14 protein-coding genes are annotated in these 16,668 nt (G+C 60.3%); 4 read left to right on the top strand and 10 right to left on the bottom strand.

Annotated elements, in window-relative coordinates; translation table 11 throughout:
• Positions 1 to 58: 58 nt before the first annotated feature.
• The 3 genes from RS887_RS23305 to RS887_RS23295 all read right to left on the bottom strand — a co-directional run bounded on the left by RS887_RS23305 (position 59) and on the right by RS887_RS23295 (position 2,160).
• Complete coding sequence (locus RS887_RS23305) at positions 59 to 922, bottom strand: LysR family transcriptional regulator (protein WP_322617214.1); 864 nt, start codon at positions 920 to 922, stop codon at positions 59 to 61.
• A 148-nt stretch (positions 923 to 1,070) separates the two neighbouring features.
• Positions 1,071 to 1,385, bottom strand: a complete 315-nt coding sequence (locus RS887_RS23300) for an SCP2 sterol-binding domain-containing protein (protein ID WP_007976511.1) — start codon at positions 1,383 to 1,385, stop codon at positions 1,071 to 1,073.
• Positions 1,386 to 1,449: 64 nt separating this feature from the next.
• Entirely contained in the window at positions 1,450 to 2,160 is a 711-nt protein-coding gene (locus tag RS887_RS23295; protein WP_057396924.1) for a histidine phosphatase family protein, read from the bottom strand.
• A gap of 201 nt (positions 2,161 to 2,361) precedes the next feature.
• On the opposite strand from RS887_RS23295, the gene sohB reads away from it, so the two are divergent.
• Positions 2,362 to 3,384, top strand: coding sequence for a protease SohB (sohB, locus tag RS887_RS23290; protein ID WP_008015932.1), 1,023 nt, complete (start codon positions 2,362 to 2,364; stop codon positions 3,382 to 3,384).
• Positions 3,385 to 3,457: 73 nt separating this feature from the next.
• Here the strand turns inward: sohB and RS887_RS23285 are convergent, their stop codons facing one another.
• Positions 3,458 to 3,952, bottom strand: coding sequence for a DUF934 domain-containing protein (locus RS887_RS23285; protein WP_111283403.1), 495 nt, complete (start codon positions 3,950 to 3,952; stop codon positions 3,458 to 3,460).
• Entirely contained in the window at positions 3,936 to 5,594 is a 1,659-nt protein-coding gene (locus RS887_RS23280; protein ID WP_322617213.1) for a nitrite/sulfite reductase, read from the bottom strand. The genes RS887_RS23285 and RS887_RS23280 overlap by 17 nt, the downstream gene beginning before the upstream one ends.
• A gap of 523 nt (positions 5,595 to 6,117) precedes the next feature.
• Here RS887_RS23280 and RS887_RS23275 point away from each other — a divergent pair.
• The gene (locus RS887_RS23275) at positions 6,118 to 7,203 is read left to right on the top strand and encodes an ABC transporter substrate-binding protein (RefSeq protein WP_322617212.1); all 1,086 of its coding nucleotides are present in this window, start codon (positions 6,118 to 6,120) and stop codon (positions 7,201 to 7,203) included.
• A gap of 6 nt (positions 7,204 to 7,209) precedes the next feature.
• Here the strand turns inward: RS887_RS23275 and RS887_RS23270 are convergent, their stop codons facing one another.
• Together RS887_RS23270 and metH are read right to left on the bottom strand one after the other, a co-directional pair.
• Complete coding sequence (locus RS887_RS23270) at positions 7,210 to 7,428, bottom strand: DUF2970 domain-containing protein (RefSeq protein WP_008015928.1); 219 nt, start codon at positions 7,426 to 7,428, stop codon at positions 7,210 to 7,212.
• A 196-nt stretch (positions 7,429 to 7,624) separates the two neighbouring features.
• Positions 7,625 to 11,335, bottom strand: coding sequence for a methionine synthase (gene metH, locus RS887_RS23265; protein ID WP_322617211.1), 3,711 nt, complete (start codon positions 11,333 to 11,335; stop codon positions 7,625 to 7,627).
• A gap of 156 nt (positions 11,336 to 11,491) precedes the next feature.
• On the opposite strand from metH, the gene RS887_RS23260 reads away from it, so the two are divergent.
• Together RS887_RS23260 and nfuA are read left to right on the top strand one after the other, a co-directional pair.
• Positions 11,492 to 13,789, top strand: coding sequence for a fatty acid cis/trans isomerase (locus tag RS887_RS23260; protein ID WP_322617210.1), 2,298 nt, complete (start codon positions 11,492 to 11,494; stop codon positions 13,787 to 13,789).
• A 185-nt stretch (positions 13,790 to 13,974) separates the two neighbouring features.
• Positions 13,975 to 14,559, top strand: a complete 585-nt coding sequence (nfuA, locus tag RS887_RS23255; RefSeq protein WP_008015925.1) for a Fe-S biogenesis protein NfuA — start codon at positions 13,975 to 13,977, stop codon at positions 14,557 to 14,559.
• Positions 14,560 to 14,718: 159 nt separating this feature from the next.
• On the opposite strand, the gene cobM is transcribed toward nfuA, so the two are convergent.
• The 3 genes from cobM to RS887_RS23240 form a co-directional block, all read right to left on the bottom strand.
• On the bottom strand, positions 14,719 to 15,465 hold the full coding sequence (gene cobM / locus RS887_RS23250; protein WP_322617209.1) for a precorrin-4 C(11)-methyltransferase: 747 nt from the start codon (positions 15,463 to 15,465) through the stop codon (positions 14,719 to 14,721).
• An 85-nt stretch (positions 15,466 to 15,550) separates the two neighbouring features.
• A complete protein-coding gene (locus RS887_RS23245; protein ID WP_322617208.1) occupies positions 15,551 to 15,964 on the bottom strand; it encodes a cobalamin biosynthesis protein in 414 nt (137 codons plus the stop codon).
• Entirely contained in the window at positions 15,961 to 16,668 is a 708-nt protein-coding gene (locus tag RS887_RS23240) for a CbtA family protein (RefSeq protein WP_322617207.1), read from the bottom strand. The genes RS887_RS23245 and RS887_RS23240 overlap by 4 nt, the downstream gene beginning before the upstream one ends.

Raw genomic sequence — 16,668 nt, 5'->3', positions numbered from 1 at the left:
GCGTGTTGACGGGCCGAACCTTGAAGGCACATTGGCCATGATCCGGTGCAAACCGTTATCAGGTCAGTGGGTCCCAGCGCTGTGACCAGTCTTCGTCGGAATCGATGACCTCGCGCAGCAGGTCGAAGGCGTGTTGCAGGGTTGGCGAGTCACGGTCGCGGGAATAAACCAGGTAGGTCGGATTACTGAATTCAGGGGCCTTGGGCACCAGTTCCAGCACGCCGCTTTCAAGGTAGCGCTGTACCACGCGGGTGCGGAAATAGCCGCTCCCGCCGTTTTCGAGAATGTACTGCAAACCCAACGGACCAAGGTTGAAGGTCAACGCAGCCTTGGCTTTTTCCGGCAGGGCAGCGTCATGCTGGCGGCGAAATCCCGGGCCCCAATCGATGTACACGTAAGGCTCGGGCCGTTCGACTGAACGCACGAGGATGAGTTTTTCTTCAAGAATCTGCTCGACCTGCAATCGCGGCCAATACTCGGGCTGATACACCAGCGCGGCATCCAGAACCCCCAACTCCAGTTGGCGCAGCAGGTTTTCGCCGTCACGGATTTCCATGCGCAAGGCGTGGCTGGGGATTTTTTCGCGGATTTCACCGGCCCAACCGAGCATCAGCGGATTGCACAGACTCACCTCGCCACCGATGTGCAGCACATCGCGATAACCCTCGGGCAACGGTAAATCACGCCGCGCGGCTTCCCAGGTTTGCACCAGTTGATTGGCGTACACCACGAAGGCTTCGCCGTTGGGCGTCAGGCGGGCGCCGGCGCGATTGCGCACGAACAGGGTGCTGCCCAGTTGGCTCTCGAGTTTTTGCACCCGCGCAGTGATCGCGGTCTGGGTGACATGGAGTTTCTCGGCAGCCGCGGCCAGGCTGCCATGGCGGACGATTTCGAGGAAGGTGCGGGCGAGGTCGATGTCCATGGGGCGGCCGGTGTGGGAGGTTCAGGCATTGTAAGAGCTCCCTCGCCACACAGAGTATCTTTTCGAAGCCCGAGAACGACGAATCCCGCCACGAGGGGCGGGATTCACTTGCGGCCTTGCACGCTCCCGAAGATCAGGAGCCAGGTGCTCAGGACGGGAACAGCTCGGACAGTTTCATGGCCAGCATCATGTCGCCTTCGGCGCGCAGTTTGCCGCCCATGAATGCTTGCATGCCGTCAGTCGAACCGTCGACGATGCCTTCCAGGGTTTCGCCGTCCATCACCAGGGTCACCTGGGCGTCCGGGTTCTCGCCTTCCTGCAGTTCGCAAGTGCTGTTCTTGACGATCAGCGAGAAGTTCTTGGTGTCGTCGATGCGGAAACCGAAGACCAGGTCCAGGCCGGCAGCAGCGGCTGGGTTGAACTTGGCTTTCATTGCTTGTACGGCATCTGCTACGGAGGTCATGGTTCGATCCTTTCTTGGGTATTAAGAGCTGGTTGATTACAGCCAGGGTCACAATAGTCCGGACTCAGCGAAACGTGATGAGTTCCGGAGCCTTCAACAGTTGCAGGTGCGCATGACTGTTGAAGGAAGCCAGGGCCACCTCGCGACCACGAAACTTGAGTTGGTTGAGCGAGGTGTTGACGATTTGCCAGTTCAATTCAAAGGCCTGCCGGGCAGGCATTTGCGTAATCAGGTGGAGCAGGGCGGTGATGGTGCCGCCGGAGGTGAACACGGCGATTTTCTGGGTGTTGTCGGCCTGGTCGAGGATGCGATGCAAACCGGCCTGTACCCGCTCGACAAACCCCAGCCAGCTTTCCAGGCCCGGTGTGTCGTAGGTGCCGGTGAGCCAGCGTTCGATGATCAGGGCGAAGATACGCTGGAACTCACCACGGTTTTGCGCGGCGTTGCGCAAGATGTGCAACGCTTCGGGCTCGTCCGGCAGCATGGCCGGCAGCAGTGCGCGGATCACCGCATCGGCGTCGAATTCGTTGAAGGCAGAGTCGGTTTCCAGCAGCGGCACCGGCAGGCCCGCCGCGGCGAACTGTTCCAGCGCGCTGTTGGCCGTGTGCTGCTGGCGGCGCAAGTCCCCCGCCAGGCAGCGGTCGAAGCTGATCCCGAGTTCGGCCAGGTGCCGGCCAAGGATTTCAGCCTGACGAATGCCGGTCGGCGACAGGACGTCGTAGTCGTCTGCACCAAAGGAGGCCTGGCCATGTCGAATCAAATAGATGCTGCCCACGTCCGCGTCATCCCGGTACGTTGAAGGTTTGGCGAGGTTATGAGGATGGCGGTGAGCTGTCAATGAAAAAACATACGCTTGTTTGAAATGCCCGTTACAGGCCTGTTGCCAGAAGTTACGCGACTGGTCGCAAGGCCGGCGCATGGGTATGCTGGAAGTATCCCGCGCGCGTTTGAGCCGCGCATCGTTTGAGGAGTCCCTGTGGAGTTTTTTTCCGAGTACGCCATTTTCCTGGCCAAGACCGTGACCCTGGTGATCGCCATTCTGGTGGTCCTGGCCAGTTTTGCGGCCTTGCGCAGCAAAGGGCGGCGCAAGTCGTCCGGCCAGTTGCAGGTCAGCAAGCTCAATGATTTCTACAAAGGCCTGCGCGAACGCCTGGAGCAAACCTTGCTCGACAAGGACCAGCTCAAGGCCCTGCGCAAGACCCAGGCTAAAACCGACAAGAAACAGAAGAAAAAAACCGAGGCCAAACCCCGGGTGTTCGTGCTGGATTTCAACGGCGATATCAAGGCTTCGGCCACCGAAAGCCTGCGCCACGAAATCACTGCCTTGCTGACCCTTGCCACGCCGAAGGACGAAGTAGTTTTACGCCTGGAAAGCGGCGGCGGCATGGTTCACAGCTACGGCCTGGCTTCCTCGCAACTGGCGCGTATCCGCGAAGCCGGCGTGCCCTTGACCGTATGCATCGACAAGGTCGCGGCCAGCGGCGGCTACATGATGGCGTGCATCGGCCAGAAGATCATCAGTGCACCGTTCGCGATCCTCGGCTCGATTGGCGTGGTGGCGCAGTTGCCCAACGTCAACCGCTTGCTGAAAAAGCACGACATCGACTTCGAAGTGCTGACCGCCGGTGAGTACAAGCGCACCCTGACCGTGTTTGGCGAAAACACCGAGAAGGGACGGGAGAAGTTCCAGCAGGACCTGGACATCACCCATCAACTGTTCAAGAACTTCGTGTCGCGCTATCGCCCGCAACTGGCGATCGATGAAGTGGCCACCGGCGAAATCTGGCTCGGTGTTGCGGCGCTGGAAAAACACCTGGTCGATGAACTCAAGACCAGCGATGAATACCTCGCCGAGCGCGCCAGGCAGTCCGAGCTTTATCACCTGCACTATGCCGAGCGCAAAAGCCTGCAGGAGCGCATTGGCATGGCCGCCAGCGGTTCGGTCGACCGCCTGTTGCTGAACTGGTGGAGCCGTTTGACCCAGCAACGCTTCTGGTAACGGTTGACGCCGGACACAAAAAAGCCCTGAGCCGGTTTCCGGCTCAGGGCTTTTTTTCGGGCTACGTACTTGCTTAGCGGCGACGGAACAGCGGCAGCGGTTCGTCAGTGGCGGCCTGATAGGTCACCGAGAAGTCCTTGAGACCTTCCAAAGCTTCATACGGGTCTTTATCGGGGCGTACGGCAAAAGCGTCGAATCCACAGCGATGCATGTAGAACAACTGGTCACGCAGCACGTCGCCAATGGCCCGCAATTCGCCCTTGAAACCATAACGGTCACGCAGCAGGCGGGCATTGGAGTAGTTGCGGCCATCGGTGAAGGCCGGGAAGTTCAGGGCGATGACCTGGAACTGCGCCACGTCTTCACCGATTTCCTCGGCTTCTTCATCGGCGTCCAGCCAGATGCCCAGGCCACCGTCGCGGGCCAGGAGCATACGACTGTGTTCGCGCCACAGCTGCAACGGGACGATGTAGTCGTCGCAGTTGGTGATCTCGTCGATACTGAAATCCTTGGGCAGCAGGTGCCAGGTTTCGTCGACGACCTCGTTGTTCTTAATTATTCGCTGCATAGACGCGTTCCTTGAAGAGGTCGATGCCAATACGCTGGTAGGTGTCGATGAAACGCTCGTCTTCGGTACGTTGTTCGATGTACACGTCGATCAGCTTCTCGATCACGTCAGGCATGGCTTCCTGGGCGAAGGACGGGCCGAGGATCTTGCCCAGGCTGGCGTCGCGACTGGCGCTGCCGCCGAGGGAAACCTGGTAGAACTCTTCGCCTTTCTTGTCCACCCCGAGAATGCCGATGTGGCCGACGTGGTGGTGACCACAGGCGTTCATGCAACCGGAAATGTTCAGGTCCAGTTCGCCGATGTCGAACAGGTAGTCCAGGTCGTCGAAACGGCGCTGGATCGATTCGGCGATCGGGATCGACTTGGCGTTGGCCAGGGAGCAGAAGTCACCACCCGGGCAGCAGATGATGTCGGTCAGCAAGCCGATGTTCGGCGTGGCGAAGCCTTGCTCGCGCAGCTCGCCCCACATGGCGAACAGCTTGTCCTGTTCGACGTCGGCCAGAATGATGTTCTGCTCGTGGGAGGTGCGCAGTTGACCGAAGCTGTAACGGTCGGCCAGGTCGGCCACGGCGTCGAGCTGCTTGTCGGTGATGTCGCCCGGTGCAACGCCGGTCGGCTTCAGGGACAAGGTCACGGCCACGTAGCCCGGCTTCTTGTGGGCCAGGGTGTTGCGCGCGCGCCAACGGGCGAAGCCCGGGTGCTGCTGGTCGAGCTCGGCCAGGGCGGCGGTCTGGTTCTCCAGCGCCTTGTAGTCCGGGTCGACGAAGTGTTTGGCGACGCGCTGCACTTCGGCTTCGGTCAGCGTGGTCTGGCCACCGCGCAGGTGCTCCATTTCCGCATCGACTTTCTGTGCGAAGACTTCAGGCGTCAGCGCTTTGACCAGGATCTTGATCCGCGCCTTGTACTTGTTGTCGCGACGGCCGTAGCGGTTGTAGACCCGCAAGATGGCATCGAGGTAGCTCAACAGGTCTTGCCATGGCAGGAATTCATTGATGAATGCACCCACCACCGGCGTACGGCCCAGGCCACCGCCGACCAACACACGAAAGCCCAGTTCGCCAGCGGCGTTGTGCACAGGCTCAAGGCCGATGTCATGGACTTCGATGGCGGCGCGGTCGGAGGTCGAACCATTGACGGCGATCTTGAATTTGCGCGGCAGGTAGGCAAATTCCGGGTGGAACGTGGTCCACTGGCGCACGATTTCGCACCATGGGCGCGGGTCGATCAGTTCGTCGGCGGCGACGCCGGCAAACTGGTCGGTGGTGACGTTGCGCAGGCAGTTGCCGCTGGTCTGGATCGCGTGCATCTGCACGGTGGCCAGTTCAGCGAGAATGTCCGGAATATCTTCCACGGCCGGCCAGTTGAACTGCACGTTCTGCCGGGTACTGATGTGGGCGTAGCCCTTGTCGTAGTCGCGGGCAATCCTGGCCATCATTCGCACTTGCCGCGAAGTCAGTTGGCCGTAAGGCACGGCGACTCGCAACATCGGTGCGAAACGCTGGATATACAGGCCATTTTGCAGGCGCAGGGGGCGGAATTCTTCTTCGCTCAGCTCGCCTGCCAGATAGCGTCGGGTCTGATCACGGAACTGCTTGACGCGGTCCTCGATGATCCGCTGATCGTATTCGTCGTATACGTACATATAAGTCCTGTTCTCAGGCTTGGGTCGCTCGGATACAGCTGCGTTTTTGTGCTTGCCGGAGTCCGATGGAGCCTCTGCAATTCTGCGCGCACGGCCGCGCACTCCCTTCGGAGCCGGGGCAAGATAACAGTTTGCAGTTATGCGTAAAAGTGATGTTTGAGCATATGTAAAGAACCAAATCGCCTAATGAGAATCGTTGCTGCATAGACCCTGTTTGTGGTGCGGGCAATCGTCGTCTTTACTCTGCTCGAGTCTTTCTGCAATCACCGATAAAACCGACAAGAGGCGATGCAATGAGCAACCCAACCAAAGCACGGAAAAGCGATAGCACCGTTGATGCCTGGGCAATTTTGTTCCTGATCATTCTGGTCGTGGGGACGGCGGTTTTCTGGGTCAGCCATCAGTAAACGACCCCGTCCGGGCCCGGTTCCGACGATTGTCCGACAAAAAACGGATAAATCGCCGTTTTACGGACGTTCGCTGGCTATAATGCGCAGCGAATTTCCGGGGGCTCGGACGACCAATGTTGAAGTTTCTGTGTGGCGTATTACTGACGCTGGGCATGGTCGTGGGACCCTGTGCCCAGGCGGCGTCAGTGCTGTTCCTGAACCCGGGAACCCCCACGGAAGCTTTCTGGCTGAGTTACTCGCAGTTCATGCAGGCCGCGGCGACCGACCTGGGGATGGACTTGAGCATCCAGTATTCCGACCGGGTCTCCGAAAATACCATCCACCAGGCTCGTGAAGCCCTTCAGGGCTACCATCGTCCCGACTATCTGGTTTTCGTCAACGAGCAGTACATCGCCCCCGAAATCCTGCGGCTGGCCAAAGGCAGCGGTGTGAAGCTGTTCATGGTCAACAACGCCCTGACCCCGGATCAGATGAAGCTTGTCGACGCGCGACCAGACAAGTATCCCGATTTGCTCGGCAGCCTGGTGCCCAATGACGAAGAGGGCGGCTACCTGATGCTCAAGGAACTGATCCGACAGCACGGCCCGGTAGCTCCCGGCCACACCATCGATTTGCTGGCATTTTCCGGTTTGAAAATCACCCCGTCGGCGCAGTTTCGCGAGAAAGGCATGCGACGCGCCCTGGCCGAGCACCCTGAGGTGCGCTTGCGGCAGTTGGTATACGGCGGCTGGACCCGGCAACGCGCCTACGAGCAAGCCAGGTTATTGTTCAAACGTTATCCGCAGACATCGTTGGTCTGGGCTGCGAATGACGAAATGGCGTTCGGCGTGATGCAGGCCTATGTCGAAGCTGGAGGCGTGCCAGGCAAAGGCGTGTTGTTCGGCGCGATCAACAATTCACCCGCGGCGCTGCAGGCACTGCTGGACGGTCGCCTGAGTGTGTTGCTGGGCGGGCACTTCACCCTCGGTGGCTGGGCGTTGGTGCAATTGCATGACTACGATGAAGGCGTAGACATCAGCCAATACGGTGGCCGTGACCGACAGGTGCCGTTGTTGCAACTGATCGATCGGACACAGGCCAGGCGACTGCTGGCGATGGGCGCCGCGCAGGGCTTCGGTGTGGATTTCCACAAACTCTCGGCCAAGGGGCGTCCCGCGTCATGGCGTTACCCGTTCACCCTGCAAACCCTTATGCACTGAGTCGCCTCAAACCCCGGCCAGCAGTAGCACCAGCTTGACGATGCCGAACAGCGTCAATGCGAACACCACCGTGAACCCAATCCCCAGAATCACGAAATGACTCGGCTTGCCGTGAGTGAAATCACGGGCCCGGTTCTTCCCGCTCTGCACCCCGAACGCCGCCGCCATGACGCTGTGCAGCATTTGCCAGAAGGTTGGCGGCTTGTTGTCGGCCGGATCGTCCATAAATCCCTCGCCACGAATGTGTGAGTCGTAAGCATAGACAATTCAGACATGCACAAGACAAAAGTGGGAGCGGGATTGCTTGCGAAGAGGTCGTGTCAGTCGATATTAAAGTCGCCTGATGCACCGCATTCGCGAGCAAGCCCGCTCCCACAGGAGGTCTGTGTTGGCCACAGTATTGTGGCCAACACAGCGCGGCTTAGTTGTCGTAACCCAGGTTCGGCGCCAGCCAGCGTTCGGTCACGCTCAACTCCTGGCCTTTACGCGAGGTGTAGCTCTGCACCTGGTCCTTGTCGATCTTGCCCACGGCAAAGTATTGCGCCTGCGGGTGAGCGAAGTACCAGCCGCTGACTGCTGCCGCCGGGAACATGGCGTAGTGCTCGGTGAGGAATACACCACTGCGGCCTGCGCGCATTTCCTGGGCTTCTGGATCGAGCAGGGCAAACAACTGGGCTTTCTCGGTGTGGTCAGGGCAGGCCGGGTAGCCCGGTGCCGGACGGATGCCGGTGTATTGCTCCTTGATCAGCGCTTCGTTATCCAGCACTTCATCCTTGGCATAGCCCCAGTGTTCTTTACGCACTTGCTGGTGCAGCCACTCGGCGCACGCTTCGGCCAGGCGGTCGGCCAGGGCCTTGACCATGATCGAGTTGTAGTCGTCGCCAGCGTCCTGATAGGCCTTGGCCACTTCTTCGGCGCCGATGCCGGCGGTGGTGATGAAACCACCCACGTAGTCGGTCACTTCACTGTCTTTCGGCGCGACGAAGTCGGCCAGGGAGAAGTTCGGCTTGCCGTCGGTCTTGATGATCTGCTGGCGCAGGTGATGCAGCTTGGCCATTGGCTTGCCGTCATCGCCATAGAGCTCGATGTCGTCGTCATGCACCTGGTTGGCCGGCCAGAAGCCGAACACCGCGCGAGCGCTGATCAATTTCTCGTCGATCAGCTTGGTCAGCATTTCCCGGGCATCTTTGTACAACGCGGTGGCGGCTTCACCGACCACTTCGTCCTGGAGGATGCGCGGGAACTTGCCGGCCAGGTCCCAGGAGATGAAAAACGGCGTCCAGTCGATGTACTCGGCCAGAACATTGAGGTCGATGTTGTCCAGTACCCGCGTGCCGGTGAAAGTCGGTTTGACCGGCGTGTAGGACGCCCAGTCGAATTGCGGCTTCTTGGCGATGGCCGCGCCATAGCTCAGGCGTTCGGTGCGGGCGCTGCGGTTGGAGGTGCGCTCGCGAACCTCGATGTAATCCTGGCGGGTTTTCTCGACGAAACCGGCCTTGAGCTCCTTGGACAGCAACTGCGTCGCCACACCCACGGCGCGGGAGGCGTCGGTGACGTAGATCACCGCATCATTGCTGTACTTTGGTTCGATCTTCACCGCCGTGTGCGCCTTGGAGGTGGTGGCGCCACCGATCATCAACGGCAGGTGGAAGTCCTGACGCTGCATTTCGCGGGCGACGTGGACCATCTCGTCCAGCGACGGAGTGATCAGCCCGGACAGGCCGATGATGTCGCACTTCTGCTCCCTGGCCACCTGGAGGATCTTCTCCGCCGGGACCATCACGCCGAGGTCGACGATGTCATAGCCGTTGCAGCCCAGCACCACGCCAACGATGTTCTTGCCGATGTCGTGTACGTCGCCTTTCACTGTGGCCATCAGGATCTTGCCCTTGGCCTCCGGCTTGTCGCCCTTTTCCAGTTCGATGAACGGGATCAGGTGCGCCACGGCCTGCTTCATCACGCGGGCGGATTTCACCACCTGAGGCAGGAACATTTTGCCGGCACCGAACAGGTCGCCGACGATGTTCATGCCGGCCATCAACGGGCCTTCGATCACTTCGATCGGGCGGCTGAAGGACAGGCGCGATTCTTCGGTGTCTTCAACGATGTGGGTGGTGATGCCTTTGACCAGCGCATGTTCCAGACGCTTGTTGACGTCCCAGTTGCGCCACTCTTCGGTCTCGGCTTCCTTGACGCTGCCGTCACCCTTGTACTTGTCGGCGATGGCGAGGAGGGCGTCGGTGCCTTCCAGAGTGCGGTTGAGGATCACGTCCTCGACGGCGTCACGCAACTCCACCGGGATCTGGTCGTAGATCTCCAGTTGGCCGGCGTTGACGATGCCCATGGTCAGCCCGGCGCGGATCGCGTACAGCAGGAACACCGAGTGGATCGCCTCGCGCACCGGGTTGTTGCCGCGGAACGAGAACGACACGTTGGACACGCCGCCGGAGGTCAGCGCATACGGCAGCTCGTCACGGATGTAGGCACAGGCGTTGATGAAATCGACGGCGTAGTTGTTGTGCTCTTCGATACCGGTGGCCACGGCGAAGATGTTCGGGTCGAAGATGATGTCTTCCGGCGGGAAGTCCACTTCGTTGACCAGAATGTCGTAGGAGCGTTTGCAGATTTCTTTCTTGCGCGCTTCGGTGTCGGCCTGGCCGGCTTCGTCGAAGGCCATCACCACCACCGCGGCGCCGTAGCGCTTGCACAGTTTGGCGTGGTGAATGAACTGCTCGACGCCTTCTTTCATGCTGATCGAGTTGACGATGCCCTTGCCCTGGATGCACTTGAGGCCGGCTTCGATCACTTCCCACTTGGAGGAGTCGATCATGATCGGTACGCGGGAGATGTCCGGTTCGCCGGCAATCAGATTGAGGAAGGTCACCATGGCCTTCTTCGAATCGAGCATCCCTTCGTCCATGTTGATGTCGATCACCTGGGCGCCGGCTTCGACCTGCTGCAGGGCGACTTCCAGGGCTTCGGTGTAGTTGTCTTCGCGGATCAGGCGGGCGAACTTGGCGGAACCGGTGATGTTGGTGCGTTCGCCGACGTTGACGAACAGCGAGCTGCGATCGATGGTGAAGGGTTCCAGGCCTGAGAGGCGGCAAGCCTTGGGAATGTCCGGAATTTCGCGCGGCGCGTAACCGGCCACGGCCTTGGCGATGGCTTCGATGTGGCCCGGCGTGGTGCCGCAGCAGCCGCCGACGATGTTGAGGAAGCCGCTTTGGGCGAACTCTTCGATGACCTTGGCGGTTTCCGATGGCAACTCGTCGTACTCGCCGAATTCGTTCGGCAGGCCGGCGTTCGGGTGCGCGGAAACGTGGGTGTTGGCCTTGTTCGACAGCTCTTCGAGGTACGGGCGCAATTCACGGGCGCCGAGGGCGCAGTTCAGGCCGACGGAAATCGGCTTGGCGTGGGCCACGGAGTTCCAGAACGCTTCAGTGGTCTGGCCCGACAGGGTGCGGCCCGAGGCGTCGGTGATGGTGCCGGAAATCATGATCGGCAGTTCGACGCCCAGTTCCTCGAACACGCCTTGTACGGCGAAGATCGCGGCCTTGGCGTTCAGGGTGTCGAAAATGGTTTCGATCAGGATCAGGTCGGCGCCGCCTTCGATCAGGCCTTTGGTGGATTCGGTGTAGTTCTCCACCAGTTCATCGAAGGTCACGTTGCGATAGCCGGGGTTGTTCACGTCAGGCGACAACGAGCAGGTGCGACTGGTCGGGCCGAGTACGCCGGCAACGAAGCGCGGCTTGTCCGGGGTTTCCAGGGTCTTGGCGTCGGCAACCTTGCGTGCCAGGCGTGCGCCTTCTACGTTTAACTCATACGCCAGGCCTTGCATGCCGTAGTCAGCCAGAGAGATCTGGGTGGCGTTGAAGGTGTTGGTTTCCAGAATGTCGGCGCCGGCGTCCAGGTAGGCTTTTTCAATGCCGCCAATCACGTCCGGGCGAGTCAGCACCAACAAGTCGTTGTTGCCTTTGACATCGCTCGGCCAGTCAGCGAAGCGTTTGCCACGGTAATCCTGCTCTTCGAGCTTGTAGCTCTGGATCATCGTGCCCATACCGCCATCGAGAATCAGGATGCGCTCTTTGAGGGCGTGCTTGAGAGCTTGAAGGCGAACGCTGCGATCGGACATTTGGACTACTCGGTAAGACCATGACGAAGGGCCGGGATGATAGCAAACCTGTGCGCTTTTAGAGCATGACTCGGTTTTGCATGAATATCGTTCATGTTGGCAGGGATGACAGACCGGTAGAATCGCGGCGTTTTTTCAGGATTCGGGACCAGGGACATGTCGTATCGCTTCGTCATCGGCACATTGCTGTTGTTTTTAAGCTGGGGCGCCGTGGCGCAAAGTCCGGCAGTTTTCTCTGCCATTTCCTACAGCCGTGATATTCAACCGATCTTCACTGAAAAGTGCGTGGCCTGCCACGCCTGCAACGACGCCGCCTGTCAGCTCAACCTGGGCAGCGGCGAGGGCGCGGCACGGGGCGCGACGAAAGTCCCGGTGTATGACGGTGACCGCACCAAAGCGGTGGCACCGACGCGACTGTTTTTGGACGCCTCCGGAAAAACCGCCTGGCAGCAAAAGGGCTTCTATTCGGTGCTCGATGCCCAGGGTAGCCAGGCCGCATTGATGGCGCGGATGCTGGAGCTTGGCCACAACACCCCGTTGCAACCCAACGCGAAACTGCCGCAAGACATCGTCCTGGGTCTGAACCGGGAAAACATGTGCGCCATGCCCGCGGAGTTCGGCGGCTATGCCGCTGCGCACCCGAAGGAGGGCATGCCGCTGGCAGTGACCGGCCTGACCGACCAGCAGTACCAGACGCTGCAACGCTGGCTGGCGGCAGGGGCGCCCATCGACCAGCAGGGCCTGGTCCCGAGCGCCAGGGAAGCCCAGGAAGTGGTCCAGTGGGAAAATCTGCTCAATTCGCCGGGCGCCCGGGAAAGTCTGGTGGGGCGCTGGCTGTACGAGCACTGGTTCCTCGCCCATCTCTACTTCAAGGATGGCGAGCCCGGGCATTTCTTCCAGTGGGTGCGTTCGCGCACCCCGACCGGCCAGCCGATCGACCTGATCAACACCCGTCGCCCGAACGATGATCCGGGCACGCAGTTTTACTACCGCTTGTGGCCGGTGCAGGGTGTGATCGTGCACAAGACCCATATCACTTATCCGCTGAATTCAGCGAAGCTGGCGCGGGTCAAGAGCCTGTTCTACAGCGGCAACTGGCAGGTCGACGCATTGCCGGGCTATGGGCCGCAGAGCCGGGCCAACCCGTTTGCCACCTTCGAAGCGATTCCGGCCCAGGCGCGCTATCAGTTCATGCTCGATAACGCCGAGTACTTTGTGCGCACCTTTATCCGTGGGCCAGTGTGTCGTGGCCAGATCGCCACCGACGTGATCCGCGATAATTTCTGGGCGCTGTTCCAGGCGCCCGAGCACGACCTCTATGTCACCGATCCGAATTATCGCGGGCAGGCTACGCCGCTGCTGGCCATGCCGGGGCAGAACGACGATGTCGGCAGCGTCCTCAGCCTGTGGCACGACTACCGCGACAAACGCAATGAATATGAAGTCTTGCGCCGTGACAGCTACGCCGACCAGCCGGCACCGAGCTGGTCGACCCTGTGGGCCGGCAACGACAATGCGTTGCTCAGTATTTTCCGTCATTTCGACAGTGCTTCGGTGACCAAGGGTCTGATCGGCGAGGTGCCGCAAACGATGTGGCTGTTCGACTATCCGCTGCTGGAGCGCACCTACTATCAACTGGCAGTGAACTTCGATGTGTTTGGCAACGTGTCCCACCAGGCCCAGACGCGCCTGTATTTCGACCTGATCCGCAACGGTGCCGAGCAAAACTTCCTGCGCCTGATGCCTGCCGATTCCCGGGATGGCTACCTCGACGACTGGTATCAGAACAGTGGCAAATTCAAGATGTGGCTGGACTACGAGTCCATCGACGATGACAAGCCGACTGCACTGAAGCTTGACCCGCAGGATCCCAAGCGGGATTTCGCCCAACAATTGCTGGCCCGTTATGGCGATCTCAATGCCCGGCCCGACCCGATCAACCGCTGCGATGGTGCCTACTGCTCGCGACCGAATATCGATCCGGACCTGCAAAGTGCCGAGCAGGCGTTGAGCCGACTGACTTCGCGCCCGGCGGCGGGACTCAAAGTCATCGATCAACTGCCGGAAGCGACCCTGCTGCGGATCGAGACCCGCAGTGGCAAGCGCGAGGTCTACAGCCTGCTGCGCAACCGTGCCCACAGTAATGTCGCGTTCCTGCTTGGCGAATCCCTGCGCTATCAGCCGGGGCTCGACACCCTGACGATTTTCCCGGGCGTGCTCAGCAGCTACCCGAACTTCATGTTCAACATCCCGGCCGGGCAAGTGCCGGCGTTTGTAGATGCGATGGAAAACGCCAAGGATTCCGATAGCTTCGAGAAAATCGTCGAACGGTGGGGAATACGGCGCAGTCATCCGCAATTCTGGGTGTATTTCCATGATCTGAGCCGCTACATCCACGAAACCGATCCGGTGGAAGAGGGCGTGCTGGACATGAACCGATACGAGAACCTCTGATCGGACGCAGATCCCCTGTGGGAGCGGGCTTGCTCGCGAAAGCGGTGTGTCAGTCGCAATTGATTTGCCTGACACGACGCCTTCGCGAGCAAGCCCGCTCCCACAATTCTTTCCCGACAAAATACTAGGACTTTGTCCGGCGCGTTGATTGGCGTAAACTGCGCCCAAGCCTGCGAGGAGTTTCCATGACCGCTATTACCATCACTGACGCCGCCCACGATTACCTGGCTGATCTGCTCTCCAAGCAGAACACCCCGGGCATCGGCATCCGCGTCTTCATCACCCAGCCTGGCACCCAGTACGCAGAAACCTGCATTGCCTACTGCAAGCCGGGCGAAGAAAAACCCGAAGACACTGCGCTGGGGCTGAAAAGCTTCACCGCGTACATCGACCATTTCAGCGAAGCCTTCCTGGACGATGCCGTTGTCGACTACGCCACCGACCGCATGGGCGGCCAGCTGACCATCAAGGCGCCAAACGCCAAGGTGCCGATGGTCAACGCCGACAGCCCGGTCAACGAGCGCATCAACTATTACCTGCAAACCGAGATCAACCCGGGTCTGGCCAGCCACGGCGGTCAGGTCACCCTGATCGACGTGGTCGACGACGGCATCGCTGTCCTGCAGTTCGGCGGTGGTTGCCAGGGCTGCGGTCAGGCCGACGTGACGCTGAAGGAAGGCATCGAGCGCACCTTGCTCGAGCGAATTCCCGAGCTCAAGGGCGTTCGCGACGTGACCGACCATACGCAGAAAGAAAACGCCTACTACTAAGGTGTTCGCTGCGAAACGAAAAAACGGCGCCCCGTGAGCGCCGTTTTTTTATGGGTTGAATTCACTGACGCCTTCGCGAGCAAGCCCGCTCCCACAGGGGAATGCATTCCAAATGTGGGAGCGGCGGTGCGGCGATCCGACTTGCTCGCGAAGAGGGCGCTATGGGCGATAGAGATGCGCATGCCCCGCGCGATACAGCGACGACTCGCTGAAGTGGTCACTGCCCAGCACCCGGCCCACCAGAATCAACGCCGTACGACGAAATCCCCTGGCTTCAACCTTCCCGGCAATATCCTCAAGCGTTCCCACCACCCAATCCTGATCCGGCCAGCTCGCGCGGTGCACCACCGCAATCGGGCAATCGGCGCCGTAATGCGGCAGCAGTTCTTCAACGATCTTCGGCAGGTGACTGACCCCCAAATGAATCGCCATGGTCGCGCCGTGCTGCGCCAGGCCGGAGAATTCCTCACCGGGTGGCATCGTGGTTTTGTCGGCGTAGCGAGTGAGGATCACACTCTGTGAAATATCCGGCAGTGTCAGTTCTGTACCCAAAAGCGCTGCACAAGCGGCTGTGGCCGTCACGCCTGGCACGATTTCGAACGCAATGCCCAGCTCACGCAGATAGCGGATCTGCTCGCCAATGGCGCCATACAGGCTCGGATCGCCGGAGTGCACCCGGGCAACATCCTGACCTTTGCCGTGGGCGGTCTTGATCAGGTCGATGATCTGTTCCAGGTGCAGTTCTGCGCTGTTGACCACCTGTTCGGCACAATGACCTTCCAGTACGGCGGCAGGCACCAGGGAACCGGCATAAATGATCACCGGGCAGCTGCGAATCAGCCGCTGGCCCTTGACGGTAATCAGTTCGGGGTCGCCGGGACCTGCGCCAATAAAGTAGACGGTCATCGTCGGTTCCTGTGGGGAAAAAAGGGGCTGAACAGGGCTTCAGATGAAGAATGTTCATGATTGATGGCGGGGATTATCGGGGATTTCAGGCGGCGCCGGCCAATGCCAGTGTTGCCTGGGCATACTTTTGTCGTGGAATCAGCAGTTTTGCCGGGGCCTGGGCCAGTTGTTCTGCCAGGGCCAGTGCGGCGCTTTCCGCCACGCCGTAGCAACCGGTACGTTCAAACGCTATTTGCGATTGATGACTGAGTTGCGGCTCATAAACGGCCAGTTGTTCGCTGCTGAAGTACATCAATTCCAGGCCAAGTTGCGTCGCCAACTCGATCAGTGCCGGTTCGTCGCGTTTCAAGTCGATGCTGGCCAGGGCCTTGATTTCATGCAGCGGGATCTGATGCGCCGCCAACGCCTGGTCGAGCAGCGCCCGCAACGTGCTGACGGGGCAGCCCCGCTGGCAGCCCAGGCCGACCACCAGGGTCGGCGCTGTGCTGACAATCGTCATGCGTGGTATTGGCCATCGCTTTTGCGACGGAACAACCAGGCGCTGATCAGGCCCAGGGCCAGCCAGAACGCCACGTTGGTCAGTTGCGAAGCGATTTTGAACTGGGCTTCCAGCGCCTCGGGAGCAAGCATCGAATGCACCTCCGGTTGCGGTGCACCAATCACATGGGGAACGGCGAGGATGGCCGCGCCGAGGACTTTCATCAGCCAGTGACGGCTGAATACGATCAGGGCGATACCGACGGCGGTGGAGGCGGCGGTGCCGACCCACCACAGTTGCCGTTGTGCCAGATCGGCTGCGGCAGTGCCAGGCAATTCAGGTGGCAGGCCGAGGGTCGGCGCGAGCACGAATGTCGCATAACCGGCCAGGCCCCAGAGCAGGCCCTGGGAGGTTCTGGTCGGCGCGCGCAAGGTGTACAGGCCGGCCAGCATCAGGGCGAAACCGACAGCCACCACCAGGTTACCGCCGGTGGTCGACAGTACGCGCTGCCAGCCATCTTCCGGCTCCCAGGCTTGCGCATCGTGAGTGTGGGCAGCCATCGCACCGTCGGCATGCTCATGCATTTCAACAGTGGCCGGTTCGGCTTTTTCGTAGGTTTCGGCTTGCAGAATCAGGGGCGCGACCCAGAAGCTTTGCAGCAGGGTCAGCAACAGGGCGGCCAGCAGCCCGGTGAAACCTGCGGTTTGCGCAATACGCTTGATCAT

This window comes from Pseudomonas sp. BIC9C (genome assembly GCF_034541995.1).
GTDB classification, from domain to species: domain Bacteria; phylum Pseudomonadota; class Gammaproteobacteria; order Pseudomonadales; family Pseudomonadaceae; genus Aquipseudomonas; species Aquipseudomonas fluorescens_CC.
The sequence above is the reverse complement of the archived record's forward strand: the minus strand, read 5'-3'. Positions and strand labels throughout refer to the sequence as shown.

Excerpts from the sequence above, each read along its gene's own strand:
- RS887_RS23305 (WP_322617214.1), bottom strand. The coding sequence starts at position 922 with ATGGACATCGACCTCGCCCGCACCTTCCTCGAAATCGTCCGCCATGGC.
- RS887_RS23300 (WP_007976511.1), bottom strand. The coding sequence starts at position 1,385 with ATGACCTCCGTAGCAGATGCCGTACAAGCAATGAAAGCCAAGTTCAAC.
- RS887_RS23285 (WP_111283403.1), bottom strand. The coding sequence starts at position 3,952 with ATGCAGCGAATAATTAAGAACAACGAGGTCGTCGACGAAACCTGGCAC.
- RS887_RS23280 (WP_322617213.1), bottom strand. The coding sequence starts at position 5,594 with ATGTACGTATACGACGAATACGATCAGCGGATCATCGAGGACCGCGTC.
- RS887_RS23275 (WP_322617212.1), top strand. The coding sequence starts at position 6,118 with ATGTTGAAGTTTCTGTGTGGCGTATTACTGACGCTGGGCATGGTCGTG.
- RS887_RS23270 (WP_008015928.1), bottom strand. The coding sequence starts at position 7,428 with ATGGACGATCCGGCCGACAACAAGCCGCCAACCTTCTGGCAAATGCTG.
- metH (WP_322617211.1), bottom strand. The coding sequence starts at position 11,335 with ATGTCCGATCGCAGCGTTCGCCTTCAAGCTCTCAAGCACGCCCTCAAA.
- RS887_RS23260 (WP_322617210.1), top strand. The coding sequence starts at position 11,492 with ATGTCGTATCGCTTCGTCATCGGCACATTGCTGTTGTTTTTAAGCTGG.
- nfuA (WP_008015925.1), top strand. The coding sequence starts at position 13,975 with ATGACCGCTATTACCATCACTGACGCCGCCCACGATTACCTGGCTGAT.
- cobM (WP_322617209.1), bottom strand. The coding sequence starts at position 15,465 with ATGACCGTCTACTTTATTGGCGCAGGTCCCGGCGACCCCGAACTGATT.
- RS887_RS23245 (WP_322617208.1), bottom strand. The coding sequence starts at position 15,964 with ATGACGATTGTCAGCACAGCGCCGACCCTGGTGGTCGGCCTGGGCTGC.
- RS887_RS23240 (WP_322617207.1), bottom strand. The coding sequence starts at position 16,668 with ATGATCAAGCGTATTGCGCAAACCGCAGGTTTCACCGGGCTGCTGGCC.